Origin of the sequence: Geodermatophilus aquaeductus, assembly GCF_900182545.1 — a bacterium.
Taxonomy (GTDB): domain Bacteria; phylum Actinomycetota; class Actinomycetes; order Mycobacteriales; family Geodermatophilaceae; genus Geodermatophilus; species Geodermatophilus aquaeductus.
Genome location: NZ_FXTJ01000005.1, coordinates 32,419 through 47,034, shown reverse-complemented (window position 1 = coordinate 47,034; position 14,616 = coordinate 32,419). Strand labels below are relative to the sequence as shown.

Below are 14,616 nucleotides of genomic sequence, written 5' to 3'. Positions count from 1 at the left end.
GGCCGGTCCCCTCTGACCCCGGGGACCGGCCCGTGGTCGTTGCCGCCGCCCCGCGGGCCCCGACGTCGCCGACGGTCCGTCGGGAGGGCGTCGTAGTGTCGGTCGGCGATGGCCGGACGTCTTCCCCCCGCCCACCGGGTCGCCGCTGCGCCGGCGGCCCGCTCCCGTCGTCCCGACGTCGCCGACGGCGACGCGCTGTGGGACATGGAACGGTCGCTGCGCCGGCGTGGCTTCGCCTCCGTGGCCGGTGCCGACGAGGCCGGGCGCGGCGCCTGCGCCGGACCGCTGGTCGCCGCCGCCTGCGTGCTCCCCGCCGGACGCCGCGGCCGCGTCCCCGGGCTCGCCGACTCCAAGCTGCTCACCGCCGCCGCCCGCAACCGGGTCTACGACGAGGTCGTCGAGCGCGCGGTGGCCTGGTCGGTCGTGGTGATCCCGGTCTCCGAGCTCGACGCGCGCGGCATGCACGTCACCAACCTCGAGGCGCTGCGCCGCGCGGTGACCGCGCTGGACCCGCCGGCCGACTACGTCCTCACCGACGGCTTCGCGGTGCCCGGGCTGGGCGTGCCCAGCCTCGCGGTGTGGAAGGGCGACCGCGTCGCCGCCTGCGTGGCCGCCGCGTCGGTGCTGGCCAAGGTCACCCGCGACCGCATCATGCTCGACCTGCACGAGCGCTTCCCCGAGTACGACTTCGCGGTGCACAAGGGCTACACGACCGAGGCGCACGGCGCCGCCCTCGAGCGTCACGGGCCCTGTCCCGAGCACCGCTCGCGGTTCGTCAACGTCGTCCGCGCGCGCGACGCACACGCCGTCCGGGAACTCCAGCTCACCGGTCCCGGCGGCATGGTCGATGATGGGGGCATGTGCACCGTCTCCGGAGAGCCGCGATGAGTACCGAGGACCTGGAGAAGTACGAGACCGAGATGGAGCTGCAGCTCTATCGCGAGTACCGGGACATCGTCCGGCAGTTCACCTACGTGGTGGAGACCGAGCGGCGCTTCTACCTGGCCAACTCCGTCGACCTGCAGGTCCGCGAGGCCGGCGGCGAGGTGTTCTTCGAGCTCAAGCTCTCCGACGCCTGGGTCTGGGACATGTACCGGCCGGCGCGCTTCGTCCGCAACGTCCGCGTGCTGACGTTCAAGGACGTCAACGTCGAGGAACTGGACAAGCCCGACCTCGAGCTGCCCGACGGGCCCCGGCTCAGCTGATCTGCACTCCACGCCCGGGAGGCTGACCGCCCGGGCCGACGGGAGCGTCCGCGCCGTCCACAGCCCGGGACGCCGTCCACAGACCGCCCTCCCGGGCCGTGGGCGGTGTCGCCGCGGGTCACGGTCGGCGGGTGTCCACGACCACCGAACTCGGCAGCCGCGGGGAGACCATCGCCGCGGTCTACCTGACAGACGCCGGACTGTCCGTCCTCGACCGCAACTGGCGCTGCCGCGACGGCGAGCTCGACATCGTCGCCCGCGAGGGGACGGCGATCGTCTTCTGCGAGGTCAAGACCCGCCGGGCGACCGGCTTCGGCCACCCCGTGGAGGCGGTGACCCCGGTCAAGCAGCGGCGGCTGCGCCTGCTGGCCCAGCGGTGGCTGGCCGCCCACGACGAGCACGCCCCCGACCTGCGCTTCGACGTCGTCGGCGTCCTCGTGCGGCCGGCCGCGCCGGCGCTGGTGACCCACCTGCGCGGGGCGTTCTCGTGACGCTGGCGCGCACCTGGTCGGTCGGCCTGGCCGGGGTGTCCGGGGAGATGGTCGAGGTCGAGGTGGACATGTCCGCCGGCGTCCCCGGGGTGGTGCTCGTCGGCCTGCCCGACGCCGTGGTGCGCCAGTCGGTCGACCGCGTCCGCGCCGCCGTCGTGAACACCGGCGCCTCGTGGCCGATGCGCCGCATCACCATCGGCCTGTCACCGGCCGCCATGCCCAAGCAGGGGAGCGGCTTCGACCTCGCCCTGGCCGCCGCGGTCCTCGCCGCGGCCGGCACGCTGCCGGCCGACAGCGCCGACGGGCTGGTCCTGCTCGGCGAGCTGGGACTCGACGGCTCGGTGCGTGCCGTCCGCGGTGTCCTGCCCGCGGTGCTGGCCGCCGCGCGGGCCGGCCACGCCACCGTCGTGGTCCCGGCCGGCAACGCCGAGGAGGCCGCCCTCGTCGGCGGCGTCGAGGTGCTCGCCGCGCGGACGCTCGGCGACCTCGTCGGCCACCTGTCCGGCCGCAGCCGCCTCCTGGCGCACCGGCGCGGTCCGCTGCCCCCACCGGCGCCGGCGCCGGACCTCGGCGACGTGGTCGGCCAGGCCGCGGGCCGGCGCGCGGTCGAGGTGGCCGCGGCCGGCGGTCACCACCTGTTCCTGACCGGCCCGCCCGGTGCGGGCAAGACGATGCTCGCCGAGCGGCTGCCCGGGCTGCTGCCGGTGCTCGACGAGCGGGCCGCGCTCGAGGTCACCGCCATCCACTCGGTGGCCGGCACGCTCCCGCCGGGAGCGCCGCTGCTGAGCCGGCCGCCCTTCGAGGCGCCGCACCACACGGCCACCATGGCCGCCCTCGTCGGAGGCGGCTCCGGCGCCATCCGCCCCGGGGCCCTCTGCCGCGCCCACCGCGGTGTGCTCTTCCTCGACGAGGCGCCCGAGTTCCCCCGGGCGACGCTGGACACGCTGCGCCAGCCCCTGGAACGCGGGCAGGTCACGATCAGCCGGGCCGCGGGCTCGGCGACCTTCCCGTGCCGCGCCCAGCTGGTGCTGGCGGCCAACCCGTGCCCGTGCGCCAGCGCGGCCGGCGACGCCGCGTGCACGTGCAGCCCGCTGGAGCGGCGCCGCTACCAGTCGCGCCTGTCCGGCCCGCTGCTCGACCGCATCGACCTGCGCGTCGAGCTCCCGCCGGTCACCCGGGCCGCCTGGATGGACGCGGGCTCGGCCCCGGAGCCGACCGCCGCGGTGGCGGCGCGGGTGGCCGCCGCACGGTCGGCCGCGGCCGACCGGCTGGCCGGCACCGGGCTCGTCCTGAACAGCCAGGTGCCCGGACGGCTGCTGCGCGAGCGCTGGCCGGTCCCGCGCCCGGCACTGGCGCTGGCCGAGCGGGCGCTGGACCGCGGCCTGCTCTCGGTCCGCGGCCTGGACCGCGTGCTGCGGGTCTCCTGGACGCTGGCCGACCTGTCGGGGCGGACGGTGCCCGACAGCGACGACGTCGCCGAGGCGCTGGGCATGCGGCTGCAGCGGGTGGCGGCGTGACCGCGCCGACCCTCGACGAGGACCTCGAGGACGCCCTCGCCGGCCCGGCCGCGGTCGGGGGCGTCGCCGCGGCCGGCCTGCGGCGGGCCCGGGCCTGGCTGACCCGTGCCGCCGAGCCGGGCTCGGTGGACCTGTGGCGGTGGATCGACGAGGTCGGACCGGTCGCCGCGGTGCGCGCGCTACGCGCCGGGGTGGCGCCGGAGAAGGCCCGGGCCCTCGTCGGTCCGCGGGCCGGGGAGGACGCCAGCCTCGCCGACCTGCGCCGCGCCGAGCGCTGCGGCGCCCGTCTGGTGGTGCCCGAGGACGACGAGTGGCCCGCCCTGGCGCTGCACCCGCTGACCGTCGCCGCGCACGACGGCGGGGACGCGGGCCAGAGCGACCGGACCACCGCGCTGGTGCCCCCGGTGGGCCTGTGGGTGCGCGGGGACCCGCCGCTGGACGCGACCGTCGACCGCTCGGTGGCCGTGGTGGGGGCGCGCGCCTCCACGGCCTACGGCGAGCACGTGGCCGTCGACCTCGGCGCGCAGCTGGGGGAGCGGGGCTGGACGGTCGTCTCGGGCGGGGCCTACGGCATCGACGTCGCCGCCCACCGCGGCGCGCTGGCCGCCGGCGCGCCCACCGTGGTGGTGCTCGCCTGCGGCGTCGACCGGGCCTATCCCGCGGCCCACTCGGCGGTGTTCTCGCGCATCGTCGACGCCGGGGGCCTGCTGGTCAGCGAGTGGCCGCCGGGCGCAGCACCGCACCGGCACCGCTTCCTCGTCCGCAACCGGATCATCGCCGGGCTCACCCGCGGCACCGTGGTGGTCGAGGCCGCGGCCCGCTCCGGCGCCCAGGCCACCGCCCGGCGGGCGCGCGGGCTGGGCAAGCAGGTGCTGGTCGTGCCCGGCCCGGTCACCAGCGCGATGTCGGTCGGCTGCCACGAGCTGCTGCGCGAGCCGGAGGGTGGCGCGCAGCTGGTGGGCAACGCCGCCCAGGTGATCGAGGCGGTCGGCAGCCTCGGCGACGACCTCGTGGCCCCGGCGGCGCGGCCCGCGTCCCCGCGCGACGGCCTGTCCGACATCGCCCGCCGGGTGCTCGACGCCTGCCCGGTCCGGACCGGCGTCAGCGCCGAGCGGCTGGCCGCCGTGGCCGGGTGCGACCCGCTGGAGGCCCTGCGCGTCCTGCCGGCGCTGGAGCTGGCCGACCTCGTGCAGCGGACCGGCACCGGCTGGCGGCTGGCACCGCCGCCGCGGAAGCGCGGGTGACGCCCGTCGGTGCATCCGTGGTGGGCAACCGACCGGCGCGGCGCCTTGACCGGCGGTCGGCGCCGTCGGACGGTCAGGACCGTGACCGCCCGGACCGCCGACGCCCGCGCCGCGCTGCCGCCCGCGCTGGGTGCCGCGCTCGAGGGCTACGAGCGGGCGCTGCTCGACGAGCGGGACCTGTCGGCGCACACCGTCCGCGGGTACGTCACCGACGCCGTCTGGCTGCTCGACCACCTGGCCCGGCGCGGCGGCACGCAGGTGGACGAGCTCGACCTCGGGGTCCTGCGCAGCTGGCTGGCCCAGGGCCGCACCCGGGGTGCGAGCCGCGCGACCACCGCCCGCCGCGCCGCGGCCGCGCGGTCGTTCACCGCCTGGCTGCGCCGCTCGGGGCTCATCCCGGAGGACGTCGGCCAGCGGCTGGTCAGCCCCAAGGCGCACCGCACGCTGCCCGACGTGCTCGCCCCCGACCAGGCGCGCGCGGTCGTCGAGTCGACCGCCGGCGCCGAGGAGCCGGTGGGCCTGCGCGACGCCGTCGTCCTCGAGCTGCTCTACGCCAGCGGCATCCGGGTCAGCGAGCTGGTCGGCCTCGACGTCGACGACGTCGACCGCGGCCGGCGACTGCTGCGCGTCCTGGGCAAGGGCCGTAAGGAGCGCAGCGTCCCCTACGGCGCCCCGGCCGAGCAGGCGCTCGACGCCTGGCTGACCCGCGGCCGCCCGGCGCTGGCCACCCCGGACTCCGGCCCGGCGCTGCTGCTCGGCGCCCGCGGCCGGCGGCTGGACCCGCGCGAGGCCCGCCGGACGGTGCACGCCGCGGTGGCCCGCGCGCCCGGCGCCCCCGACGTCGGCCCGCACGGGCTGCGCCACTCCGCGGCCACGCACGTCCTCGAGGGCGGCGCCGACCTGAGGTCCGTCCAGGAGCTGCTCGGCCACGCTAGCCTCGCGACGACGCAGATCTACACGCACGTGACCGTCGAGCGACTGCGTGCGGTGCACGCGCAGGCGCACCCGCGGGCCTGAGCCCACCACCCACCAGCCCGACAGTCCGAGGGGTCCCGCGGGACCCGAGCCACCACGAAGCGGGGAGAGCCGACGTGCCCGAGGCGACCATCCACCGGATCGGCGGCGACTCCGAGGAGGACGCCGACGCAGCGCTGACCGAGCTCTGGGCGCAGTACGTCGCCGACCGCGCCCCCGAGCTGCGCGACCGGCTGATCCTCCACTACGCGCCGCTGGTCAAGTACGTCGCCGGCCGGGTCGGCAGCGGTCTGCCGGCGCACGTCGAGCAGGCCGACCTGGTCTCCTACGGCACCTTCGGGCTCATCGACGCGATCACCCGCTACCAGCCCTCGCGCGAGGTCAAGTTCGAGAGCTACGCGATGGCCCGCATCCGCGGCGCGATCATCGACGAGCTGCGCAGCACCGACTGGATCCCCCGGTCGGTCCGCATGCGCGCCCGCCAGTTCGAGCGGACGGTCGCCGCGCTGGAGAGCCAGCTGCGGCGCAGCCCGACCGACGAGGAGATCGCCGCGGCGATGGAGATGGACGTCGAGGACGTCCGCAAGTTCCTCGGCCAGCTCTCCCTGGTCAACGTCGTCGCCCTCGACGAGCTGCTCACCGACGACGACGGCGGCGCCCCCCGCCTGGTCGACACGCTGCAGGACGCCAACGCCCTCGACCCGCAGGCGATGGCCGAGCACGGCGAGGCCCGCCAGTTGCTCGCGCGCGCCGTCGAGCAGCTGCCCGAGCGCGAGAAGGTCGTCGTCAGCCTCTACTACTTCGAGGGCCTCACCCTGGCCGACATCGGCCGCGTCCTCGGCGTCACCGAGAGCCGGATCTGCCAGCTGCACACCAAGGCGGTCCTGCACCTCCGCACCAAGCTCGCCGACATCGCGTGAGCGCGGGCGTCCTCGAGCACGCCCTCCTGCCGGTCCGGCCCGGGGAGGAGGACGCGTTCGAGGCGGCCTTCGCGCGGGCCCGGCCGCTCATCGCGGCCGCCCCGGGGTTCCGGTCGCTGCGGCTGTCGCGCTGCCTCGAGCGCGGCAACGTCTACCTGCTGCTCGTCGAGTGGGACAGCCTGGAGGACCACACCGAGGGCTTCCGGGGCTCGCCGGCCTATCAGCAGTGGCGCGCGCTGCTGCACGCCTTCTACGACCCGTTCCCGACCGTCGAGCACTTCACCGAGGTGCTCACGGCCTCACCCGAGCGGTAGCAGCCGGACTCGCGGCGGGCGCAGCAGCGACAGCGGGTCGAGGTAGACCTCGCCGCGGCGCAGCCCCCAGTGCAGGCACGCGGCGGCCGGGCACCCCTCGTGCCCGGCCAGGAGCGTCCCGAGCGGAGCGCCGCGGGACACCGCCTGCCCGGCCGCGACGGCGGGGTCGACCGGCTCGTACGTCGTCCGCAGCCCGCCGGCGTGGTCGACGCTGACCACCGGCCGCCCCGCCACCATCCCGGCGAAGACGACGACGCCGTCCCCGGCCGCCGCGACGACGGCACCCGGGACGCCGGCCAGATCGGCGCCGCGGTGCCCGGGGCCGTAGGGCGAGGGCGGGGGAGCGAACGGGCGGGAAACCCGCGGCGGATCGCCGAGCGGCGACGTCCACGCCGCGGCGCCCGGGACGGCGGGCTCGGCGACCGCGGGGGCCGGCGCGAGCACGGCGGCGCAGGTCAGCAGGACCACGAGCAGCAGGCGGGCGGGCACGCCGCCGAGCCTCGACGCCGTCGCGCGCGGACCGACCGCGGACGGCGGACCTGTGGACGGGCCCGACGGCGGGGGAGGAGCACACCGGGCACCGCGTATGCTGAATGGTGCGACCCGTCTGCACGGGTCGACTCCGCGCGTCCTCCTCCCGCCCCAGCGGCGGGGCAGCCCCACCTCGGTCCCGGTCCTGCCGGGTCGGTGGCGCCGCGGGACGCCAGGGCGGGACACCACCCGGTGCCCGCGTCAACCGAGGAGCGCGGCCGCCGTGCGGTCGCGCGTGAGCACGAGAGGCTGCGCCCCACATGGCAGTCGTCAGCATGAAGCAGCTGCTCGACAGCGGCGTCCACTTCGGGCACCAGACCCGTCGCTGGAACCCGAAGATGAAGCGGTTCATCTTCACCGAGCGCAACGGCATCTACATCATCGACCTGCAGCAGACGCTCGGGTACATCGACCAGGCCTACGAGTTCGTCAAGCAGACCGTGGCCCACGGCGGCTCGATCCTGTTCGTCGGCACCAAGCGCCAGGCGCAGGAGGTCGTGGCCGAGCAGGCCCAGCGCGTGGGCATGCCCTACGTCAACCAGCGCTGGCTGGGCGGCATGCTCACCAACTTCCAGACCGTGCACAAGCGGCTCCAGCGCCTCAAGGAGCTCGAGGACATGGAGCAGACCGGCGTGCTGGTCAGCCTGTCCAAGAAGGAGCAGCTGGTCCTCAGCCGCGAGAAGGCCAAGCTCGAGCGCAGCCTCGGCGGTATCCGCGACATGCAGAAGGTGCCCAGCGCCGTCTGGATCGTGGACACCAAGAAGGAGCACATCGCCGTCGGCGAGGCGCGCAAGCTGAACATCCCGGTCGTCGCGATCCTGGACACCAACTGCGACCCCGACGAGGTCGACTACAAGATCCCGGGCAACGACGACGCCATCCGCAGCGCCGCCCTGCTGACCCGCGTGATCGCCGACGCGGTCGCCGAGGGCCTCATGGCCCGCTCGGCCGCCCAGGCCAACGCCGGCCGCGAGGACGGCGGCGAGCCGGTCATCGGCGACGCCGAGCCGCTGCCGGACTGGGAGCGCGAGCTGCTGACCGGCCAGGCCGACGCTGCCGCGACCGAGGCCGCCCCGCTGCCGGAGACCCCGGCCGCCCCGCCCGCCGTGACCGCCGAGGAGATCGCGCCGGTCGAGGGCGTGCCCGCCACCGGCGACACCGCCACCGGTACCCAGGGCGCCCAGAACGGCTGACCCGACGGCGCCGCCGCTCCGGACCCGTGGGGACCGGGCGGCGGCGCCGCGGCACGTCCGCACCACCCACTCCAGACCCGTGAGGAAGTGACATGCCCGCCTTCACCGCTGCCGACGTCAAGCGCCTCCGCGACGCCACCGGCGCCGGCATGATGGACGCCAAGAAGGCCCTGACCGAGGCCGACGGCGAGTACGACAAGGCCATCGAGCTGCTGCGCATCAAGGGTGCCAAGGACGTCGGCAAGCGCCTCGAGCGCTCCACGACCAACGGCATCGTCGTCAGCAAGCACGGCGCCCTGCTCGAGCTCGACTGCGAGACCGACTTCGTCGCCAAGAACGCCGACTTCGTCGCGCTCGCCGAGCGCCTCATCGAGATCGTCCTCGAGCAGTCCCCCGCGACCCTCGAGGACCTCATGGCCACCGAGGTCGACGGCCAGACCGTCGCCAAGCTGATCGAGTCCGAGTCCGCCCGCATCGGCGAGAAGCTCGTCCTCTCCCGCTTCGCCACCTTCGAGGGCCCGACCGCGGTCTACCTGCACAAGCGGGCCACCGACCTGCCCCCGGCCATCGGGGTCGCCGTCCAGTACCAGGGCGGCGACGAGGAGGCCGCGCGCTCGCTGGCGATGCACATCGCCGCCGCGCGCCCGCGCTACCTGTCCCGCGAGGAGGTCCCGGCCGAGGCCGTCGAGACCGAGCGCCGCGTCGCCGAGCAGACGGCCAAGGAGGAGGGCAAGCCCGAGCAGGCGATCGTCAAGATCGTCGAGGGCCGGGTCAACGCCTACTACAAGGACTTCGTCCTGCTCGAGCAGCCGTCGATCACCGAGCCCAAGCGCACGGTGAAGCAGATCGTCGACGAGGCCGGCCTGACCGTGCAGCGGTTCGCCCGCTTCGAGGTCGGCCAGGCCTGAGGCCGCACCGCACCGCGCACCGGCCCCGTCCCGCCCAGGGACGGGGCCGGTGGCGTCTCCGGGCCCGGCTGACGCGCCGGGCGCCGTTTGGCAGGATCAGCGCAACGACGTCGAGCGAGGGATGAGCTGTTGACCGAGACCGCCACGACGCAGACCCCGGCCGCAGCGCACCCACCGCTGTCGGCCCCCAGCGCCTTCCAGCCCGCCGACGGCAACGGCTACCAGCGGGTGCTGCTCAAGCTCTCCGGTGAGGCCTTCGGCGGCGGCAGCGTCGGTGTCGACGGCGGCATCGTGCACAGCATCGCCGAGCAGCTCGCCGGGGTCGTCCACGGCGGCACCCAGGTCGCCGTGGTCGTCGGGGGCGGCAACTTCTTCCGCGGCGCGGAGCTCGCCGAGGCCGGGATGGACCGCCGGCACGCCGACTACATGGGCATGCTCGGCACGGTCATGAACGCCCTGGCGCTGCAGGCGTTCTGCGAGCAGGTGGGCCTGGAGACCCGGGTGCAGACGGCGATCACCATGGGCCAGGTCGCCGAGCCCTACATCCCGCGCAAGGCGGTCCGGCACATGGAGAAGGGCCGGCTGGTCATCTTCGGCGCCGGCGCCGGCATGCCCTACTTCTCCACCGACACCGTCGCCGCCCAGCGCGCCCTGGAGATCGGCTGCCAGGTGCTGCTCATGGCCAAGAACGGCGTCGACGGCGTCTACGACGACGACCCGCGCACCAACCCCGCCGCCACCATGTACGACGACCTCGAGTACGCCACCGTCCTCGCCGACCAGCTCAAGGTCGCCGACGCCACGGCCATCAGCCTGTGCATGGACAACCGGATGCCGATCGTGGTGTTCAACCTGCTGCGCGACGGCAACATCGCCCGTGCCGCGGCGGGTGAGAGGATCGGCACGCTGATCAGCTGAGCGCGCGCCCGCACGCGAGCCGCACCGCAAGACGACGGCGGGGACGATCCCGCTGCAGGAGGAGAGACCCGTGATCGACGACACCCTGCTCGACGCCGAGGAGCGGATGGACAAGGCCCTGTCGGTCGCGCGGGAGGACCTCGGCTCGGTGCGCACCGGCCGCGCCGCCCCCTCGATGTTCAACAAGGTCCTGGTCGACTACTACGGCGCCCCGACGCCGGTGCCGCAGATGTCGTCGATCACCGTGCCCGAGGCGCGCATGGCGGTCATCAAGCCCTACGACATCAGCCAGCTCTCGGCGATCGAGAAGGCCATCCGCGACAGCGACCTCGGCGTCAACCCGACCAACGACGGCCAGATCATCCGCGTGGTCTTCCCGCAGCTCACCGAGGAGCGCCGCCGCGACCTGGTCAAGCAGGCCCGCTCCAAGGGCGAGGACGCCAAGGTCGCCATCCGCAACGTCCGCCGCCGCAGCAAGGAGGAGCTCGACCGCATCGCCAAGGACGGCGAGGCCGGCGAGGACGACGTGCGCCGCGCGGAGAAGGAGCTCGACGACCTCACCGCCCAGCACGTCTCGGCGATCGACGAGGCCGTGAAGAACAAGGAGTCCGAGCTCCTCGAGGTCTGAGCCGCTCGCCCGACCCCAGCCATGACCTCCCGTCCCGACGCCACCGGGGCCGGCCCGTCCGGGGACGCCGACACCGGGCCGATCCCGGTCGTCCGGCGTCCCTCGCCGCCGCCACCGCCCCCGTCATCGTCGCGCTCCGACGCCACGACCGGGCCGGTGCGGCCGGTGGCGCCGCCCACCAGCCCGATCGACGTCCCGGGCACCCAGGAGATCGCCGTCCCGGCGGCGGCGCGCGCCGAGCCCCGCACCACCGAGCCCGAGCCGGGACGCACCGGACCGGACGTCGGGCCGGTGCCCGGACCCGATCCCGAGCCGGACCTCGTCCCGCCCTCGAGCAGCCGGGCGGGGCGGAACCTGGTCGCCGCCATCGGGGTCGGTCTCGGCCTCGGCGCGGTCATCATCGCCTCGCTGGTGGTCTACCGGCCGGCGTTCCTGCTGGTCATCGCGGTGGCCATCCTGGTCGGCGTCGTCGAGCTGGTCCGTGCCCTGGAGTCCGGCAGCGTGCGTGCCCCCCTGCTGCCGCTGCTGGTCGGCACCGTCGCCATGCTCGCGCTGGCCTGGACCCGCGGCCCCGACGGGCTCGTCGTCGGCTTCCTGCTGACCGTCGTCGCGGTGCTGCTCTGGCGGCTCGGGGACGGGCCGGACGACTACCTGCGCGACGCCTCCGCCGGCGTCCTGGTCGCCCTCTACGTGCCGCTGCTGGCCGGCTTCGCGGTCCTGCTGCTCGTCCCCGACGACGGCGTCGCGCGGGTGCTGGCGTTCATCGCCACCGTGGTCGGCAACGACGTCGGCGGCTACACGGCGGGCGTGCTCTTCGGCCGGCACCCCATGGCGCCGACGGTGAGCCCGAAGAAGTCTTGGGAGGGCATGGCCGGGTCGGTCGTGGCCTGCGTCCTCGTCGCCACGCCGATCGTCGTCCTCGCCCTCGACGGCCCGTGGTGGGGCGGGGTGCTCGTCGGCGTCGCGCTGGCGGTCACGGCCACGCTGGGCGACCTGGGGGAGTCGCTGATCAAGCGCGACCTCGGCATCAAGGACATGGGCACGCTGCTGCCCGGCCACGGCGGGATCATGGACCGGCTCGACAGCCTGCTGCCGTCGGCGGCGGTGGCCTACCTGCTGCTGTCCTGGGTCGCGCCCCCGCTCTGACCCGGGACCACCTCCCAGGTCGACCCGGCCACGGTGAAGCCGCGGCGGGCGTACCAGTCCCGCGGCCAGTCGCGGGCGTCGGCGTCGAGGACGACGAGGTCGCAGCCGGCGTCGGCGGCGAGCTGCAGCAGCCGGGCGAGGACGGCGTCGGCGTGCCCGCGCCCGCGGGCGGCCGGCTCGGTCATCACCGACTCGACCACCGCCGTCGCGCCGTCGACCCGCAGCTGGCCGGCCGCCACCACCCGGCCGTCCTCGCGCGCGGCCACGTCGGTGACCGCGACGACGGCGTCGTTGCGGTGCTCGCGGCCCACCAGCTGGCGCACCACCTCGTCGAGGTCGGGCAGCCCCGCCAGGCCGCGCCGCCACGAGGCCTCCCACAGCGGGTGCACCTCCGCCTGCGCGACGACCTCCGCCCGCTCCGCGCCCGGCAGGGAGGGGACGGGGGAGCGGGCCATGACGACCAGCTCCTCGGCCTCCCACCCGGCCGCGGCCAGCTCGGCGGCGGCCGCGTCGGCGCCGGGCCAGCGGAGCGTGGCCGGCAGGACCTGCCCCTCGAGCACGTCGGCGGCGACCCGGGCCACCGTGCCGGCGTCGGCCGGGTCGTCGAGCAGCAGCCGGTTGTCGTCCCGCGAGTGCGGGAAGCGCCGGTCGAGGACGGCCACGCCGCCGGGGACGTCGCGCACCTCGGCGGCCCGCCGCGTCCGCAGCGACAGCTGGTGCGCCAGCGCCCGGCCCAGCGCGTCGCCGGGGGCGGGCAGCACCGGCTCGACCGGCGGCCGGTACGGCACGACGGCGACCACCGCGGCGGCCGGCAGCGGGCCGTACAGGTGCGGGAAGCGCATGCCCACCGGGTCGCCGGGGACGCCGGGCTCCTCGACCACCGGGTCGGTCAGGCGCGCCGGGTCGACGACGAGCAGCACCAGGTCCCGCCGGCCCGGGAACAGCCGGCCCGCCGGGAGGGACACCTGGCCGGGGGAGGAGAGGTGCACGAAGGGCCCGCCGGACGGCCGCAGCGCCCCGGCGGAGAGCGCCGCCCGCCAGTCCGCGGGCGTGCAGAGGTGGACGAGGACGCTCACCCCGCGGGCACGGCGTCGGGGTCGATCCCGCGGGCGGCCAGGGCGGACTCGATCGCCTCGCACACGGTGCGGACGACGGCCACCCGCGCCCACCGCTTGTCGTCACCGGCCACCAGCGTCCAGCGGCCGGCGGGGTGGTCGGTGCGCGCCAGCATGTCCTCGACGGCGGCCTCGTAGGCCGGGCGCTTCTCGCGGTTGCGCCAGTCCTCGTCGGTCAGCTTCCACGCGCGGTAGGGGTCGGTCGAGCGCGACTCGAAGCGGCTCAGCTGCTCCTCGGGCGAGACGTGCAGCCAGAACTTGACCAGCACCATGCCCTCGGCGGCGAGCGTGGTCTCCAGGTCCACGATCTCGCCGTAGGCCCGCTGCCACGCCTCCTCGGGTGCGAACCCCTCGACCCGCTCGACCAGGACACGGCCGTACCAGGTGCGGTCGAGCACGGCCATGCCGCCCCAGCCGGGCAGCACCGGCCAGAACCGCCACAGGAAGTGGTGCCGCTTCTCGTCGGACGTCGGGGCGGCGAACTGGGACACCCGGACGTGGCGGGGGTCGAGCTCGTCGACCAGCCGCTTGATCGCGCCGCCCTTGCCGGAGGCGTCCCAGCCCTCGAAGAGCACACACACCGGTGGCCCGAGCGGTGTCCCCAGCTGGCCGCCGAGGAACAGCCGCAGGTGCACCAGCCGCTGCTGGGCCGCGGCCAGCTGTTCCTTGGCCTCGCGCTTGCCGAGCCGCTGGGTCAGGTCCACGTCGTCGAGTCGCCCCACCCCGCCGAGCCTGGCGCACCGGCTCCCGGCTGTCAGCCCGGAGCGCTCAGGTCGGCGTGCTGGCGGACCCAGGCGTGCATGGCGATGCCCGCCGCGACACCGGCGTTGATCGACCGCGTCGAGCCGAACTGGGCGATCGACAGGACGTCGCCGGCCACCGCCCGCGCCTCGGCCGTCAGCCCGCTGCCCTCCTGGCCGAACAGGAACACGCAGGCCCGCGGGAGGACGGCGGTCTCCAGCGGCCGCGCGCCGGGCAGGTTGTCGACGGCGAGCACGGGCAGCTCCCGCTCGCGCGCCCAGGCACCCAGCGCGGCCGCGTCGGGGTGGTGCCGCACGGACAGGTACCGGTCGGTCACCATCGCGCCCCGGCGGTTCCACCGCTTCCGGCCGACGACGTGCACCTCGGCGGCGAGGAAGGCGTTGGCCGTGCGCACGACGGTCCCGATGTTCAGGTCGTGCCGCCAGTTCTCGATGGCGACGTGGAAGGCGTGCCGGCGCGGGTCGAGGTCGGCCACGATCGCCTCGACCGTCCAGTAGCGGTACCGGTCGACGACGTTGCGGCGGTCCCCGGCGGCGAGCAGCTCGGGGTCGTAGCGCGGGTCCTCCGGCCACGGTCCCTCCCACGGCCCCACGCCGACCGGATCGAGCGGGCTGGGGTCGCGTTCCGCCTCGGCCACCCGGCCGACGCTAGCGGGCTCCCCACCCCCGCCCGGCCGCGCCTCCGGCACGCGGCCGGATCCGTCCGGCACGATGACCACTCCACGGGGTGAGCACAACATGACGGTCGGT

General features: G+C 75.7%; 17 protein-coding genes. 13 read left to right on the top strand and 4 right to left on the bottom strand.

The features are described from left to right. The first annotated feature begins 108 nt into the window (after positions 1-108). The 8 genes from FN207_RS13670 to FN207_RS13635 all read left to right on the top strand — a co-directional run bounded on the left by FN207_RS13670 (position 109) and on the right by FN207_RS13635 (position 6,666). Entirely contained in the window at positions 109-888 is a 780-nt protein-coding gene (locus FN207_RS13670) for a ribonuclease HII (RefSeq protein WP_142459068.1), read from the top strand. Next, on the top strand, positions 885-1,205 hold the full coding sequence (locus tag FN207_RS13665) for a DUF2469 domain-containing protein (RefSeq protein WP_110005697.1): 321 nt from the start codon (positions 885-887) through the stop codon (positions 1,203-1,205). Before FN207_RS13670 ends, FN207_RS13665 begins: the two co-directional genes overlap by 4 nt. Positions 1,206-1,336: 131 nt before the next feature. Further along, complete coding sequence (locus FN207_RS13660; protein ID WP_142459067.1) at positions 1,337-1,696, top strand: YraN family protein; 360 nt, start codon at positions 1,337-1,339, stop codon at positions 1,694-1,696. Further along, positions 1,693-3,213, top strand: coding sequence for a YifB family Mg chelatase-like AAA ATPase (locus tag FN207_RS13655; RefSeq protein ID WP_142459066.1), 1,521 nt, complete (start codon positions 1,693-1,695; stop codon positions 3,211-3,213). The genes FN207_RS13660 and FN207_RS13655 overlap by 4 nt, the downstream gene beginning before the upstream one ends. Further along, positions 3,210-4,457, top strand: coding sequence for a DNA-processing protein DprA (gene dprA, locus FN207_RS13650; RefSeq protein WP_142459065.1), 1,248 nt, complete (start codon positions 3,210-3,212; stop codon positions 4,455-4,457). The genes FN207_RS13655 and dprA overlap by 4 nt, the downstream gene beginning before the upstream one ends. Positions 4,458-4,538: 81 nt before the next feature. Further along, positions 4,539-5,474, top strand: coding sequence for a tyrosine recombinase XerC (locus FN207_RS13645; protein ID WP_142459064.1), 936 nt, complete (start codon positions 4,539-4,541; stop codon positions 5,472-5,474). A gap of 74 nt (positions 5,475-5,548) precedes the next feature. After that, on the top strand, positions 5,549-6,352 hold the full coding sequence (gene whiG, locus FN207_RS13640) for an RNA polymerase sigma factor WhiG (RefSeq protein WP_142459063.1): 804 nt from the start codon (positions 5,549-5,551) through the stop codon (positions 6,350-6,352). Next, a complete protein-coding gene (locus tag FN207_RS13635; protein WP_142459062.1) occupies positions 6,349-6,666 on the top strand; it encodes an antibiotic biosynthesis monooxygenase family protein in 318 nt (105 codons plus the stop codon). Before whiG ends, FN207_RS13635 begins: the two co-directional genes overlap by 4 nt. Here the strand turns inward: FN207_RS13635 and FN207_RS13630 are convergent. Then, a complete protein-coding gene (locus FN207_RS13630; RefSeq protein ID WP_142459061.1) occupies positions 6,652-7,155 on the bottom strand; it encodes a M23 family metallopeptidase in 504 nt (167 codons plus the stop codon). The genes FN207_RS13635 and FN207_RS13630 overlap by 15 nt on opposite strands. A gap of 302 nt (positions 7,156-7,457) precedes the next feature. Here FN207_RS13630 and rpsB point away from each other — a divergent pair, with 302 nt between their 5' ends. From rpsB to FN207_RS13605, 5 genes are all read left to right on the top strand, one after another. Then, positions 7,458-8,390, top strand: a complete 933-nt coding sequence (gene rpsB / locus FN207_RS13625) for a 30S ribosomal protein S2 (RefSeq protein ID WP_142459060.1) — start codon at positions 7,458-7,460, stop codon at positions 8,388-8,390. Between the two features lie 92 nt (positions 8,391-8,482). After that, on the top strand, positions 8,483-9,298 hold the full coding sequence (tsf, locus tag FN207_RS13620; protein WP_142459059.1) for a translation elongation factor Ts: 816 nt from the start codon (positions 8,483-8,485) through the stop codon (positions 9,296-9,298). Between the two features lie 129 nt (positions 9,299-9,427). Further along, the gene (pyrH, locus tag FN207_RS13615) at positions 9,428-10,216 is read left to right on the top strand and encodes a UMP kinase (protein WP_185938340.1); all 789 of its coding nucleotides are present in this window, start codon (positions 9,428-9,430) and stop codon (positions 10,214-10,216) included. A gap of 70 nt (positions 10,217-10,286) precedes the next feature. After that, complete coding sequence (frr, locus tag FN207_RS13610; RefSeq protein WP_110905306.1) at positions 10,287-10,844, top strand: ribosome recycling factor; 558 nt, start codon at positions 10,287-10,289, stop codon at positions 10,842-10,844. Between the two features lie 165 nt (positions 10,845-11,009). Continuing rightward, positions 11,010-11,990 (top strand): phosphatidate cytidylyltransferase, encoded by a 981-nt coding sequence (locus FN207_RS13605; protein WP_246066036.1) that lies wholly within the window; start codon positions 11,010-11,012, stop codon positions 11,988-11,990. Here FN207_RS13605 and FN207_RS13600 read toward each other — a convergent pair. From FN207_RS13600 to FN207_RS13590, 3 genes are read right to left on the bottom strand one after another with little or no spacing between them, the layout of a single operon-like run. After that, positions 11,954-13,066: a GNAT family N-acetyltransferase gene (locus tag FN207_RS13600; RefSeq protein ID WP_142459057.1), complete on the bottom strand. Its 1,113-nt coding sequence runs from the start codon at positions 13,064-13,066 to the stop codon at positions 11,954-11,956. The genes FN207_RS13605 and FN207_RS13600 overlap by 37 nt on opposite strands. Continuing rightward, positions 13,063-13,827, bottom strand: coding sequence for a polyphosphate kinase 2 family protein (locus tag FN207_RS13595; protein ID WP_142459056.1), 765 nt, complete (start codon positions 13,825-13,827; stop codon positions 13,063-13,065). The genes FN207_RS13600 and FN207_RS13595 overlap by 4 nt, the downstream gene beginning before the upstream one ends. Before the next feature lie 32 nt (positions 13,828-13,859). After that, on the bottom strand, positions 13,860-14,504 hold the full coding sequence (locus FN207_RS13590; RefSeq protein WP_246066035.1) for a TrmH family RNA methyltransferase: 645 nt from the start codon (positions 14,502-14,504) through the stop codon (positions 13,860-13,862). Positions 14,505-14,616: the final 112 nt, after the last annotated feature.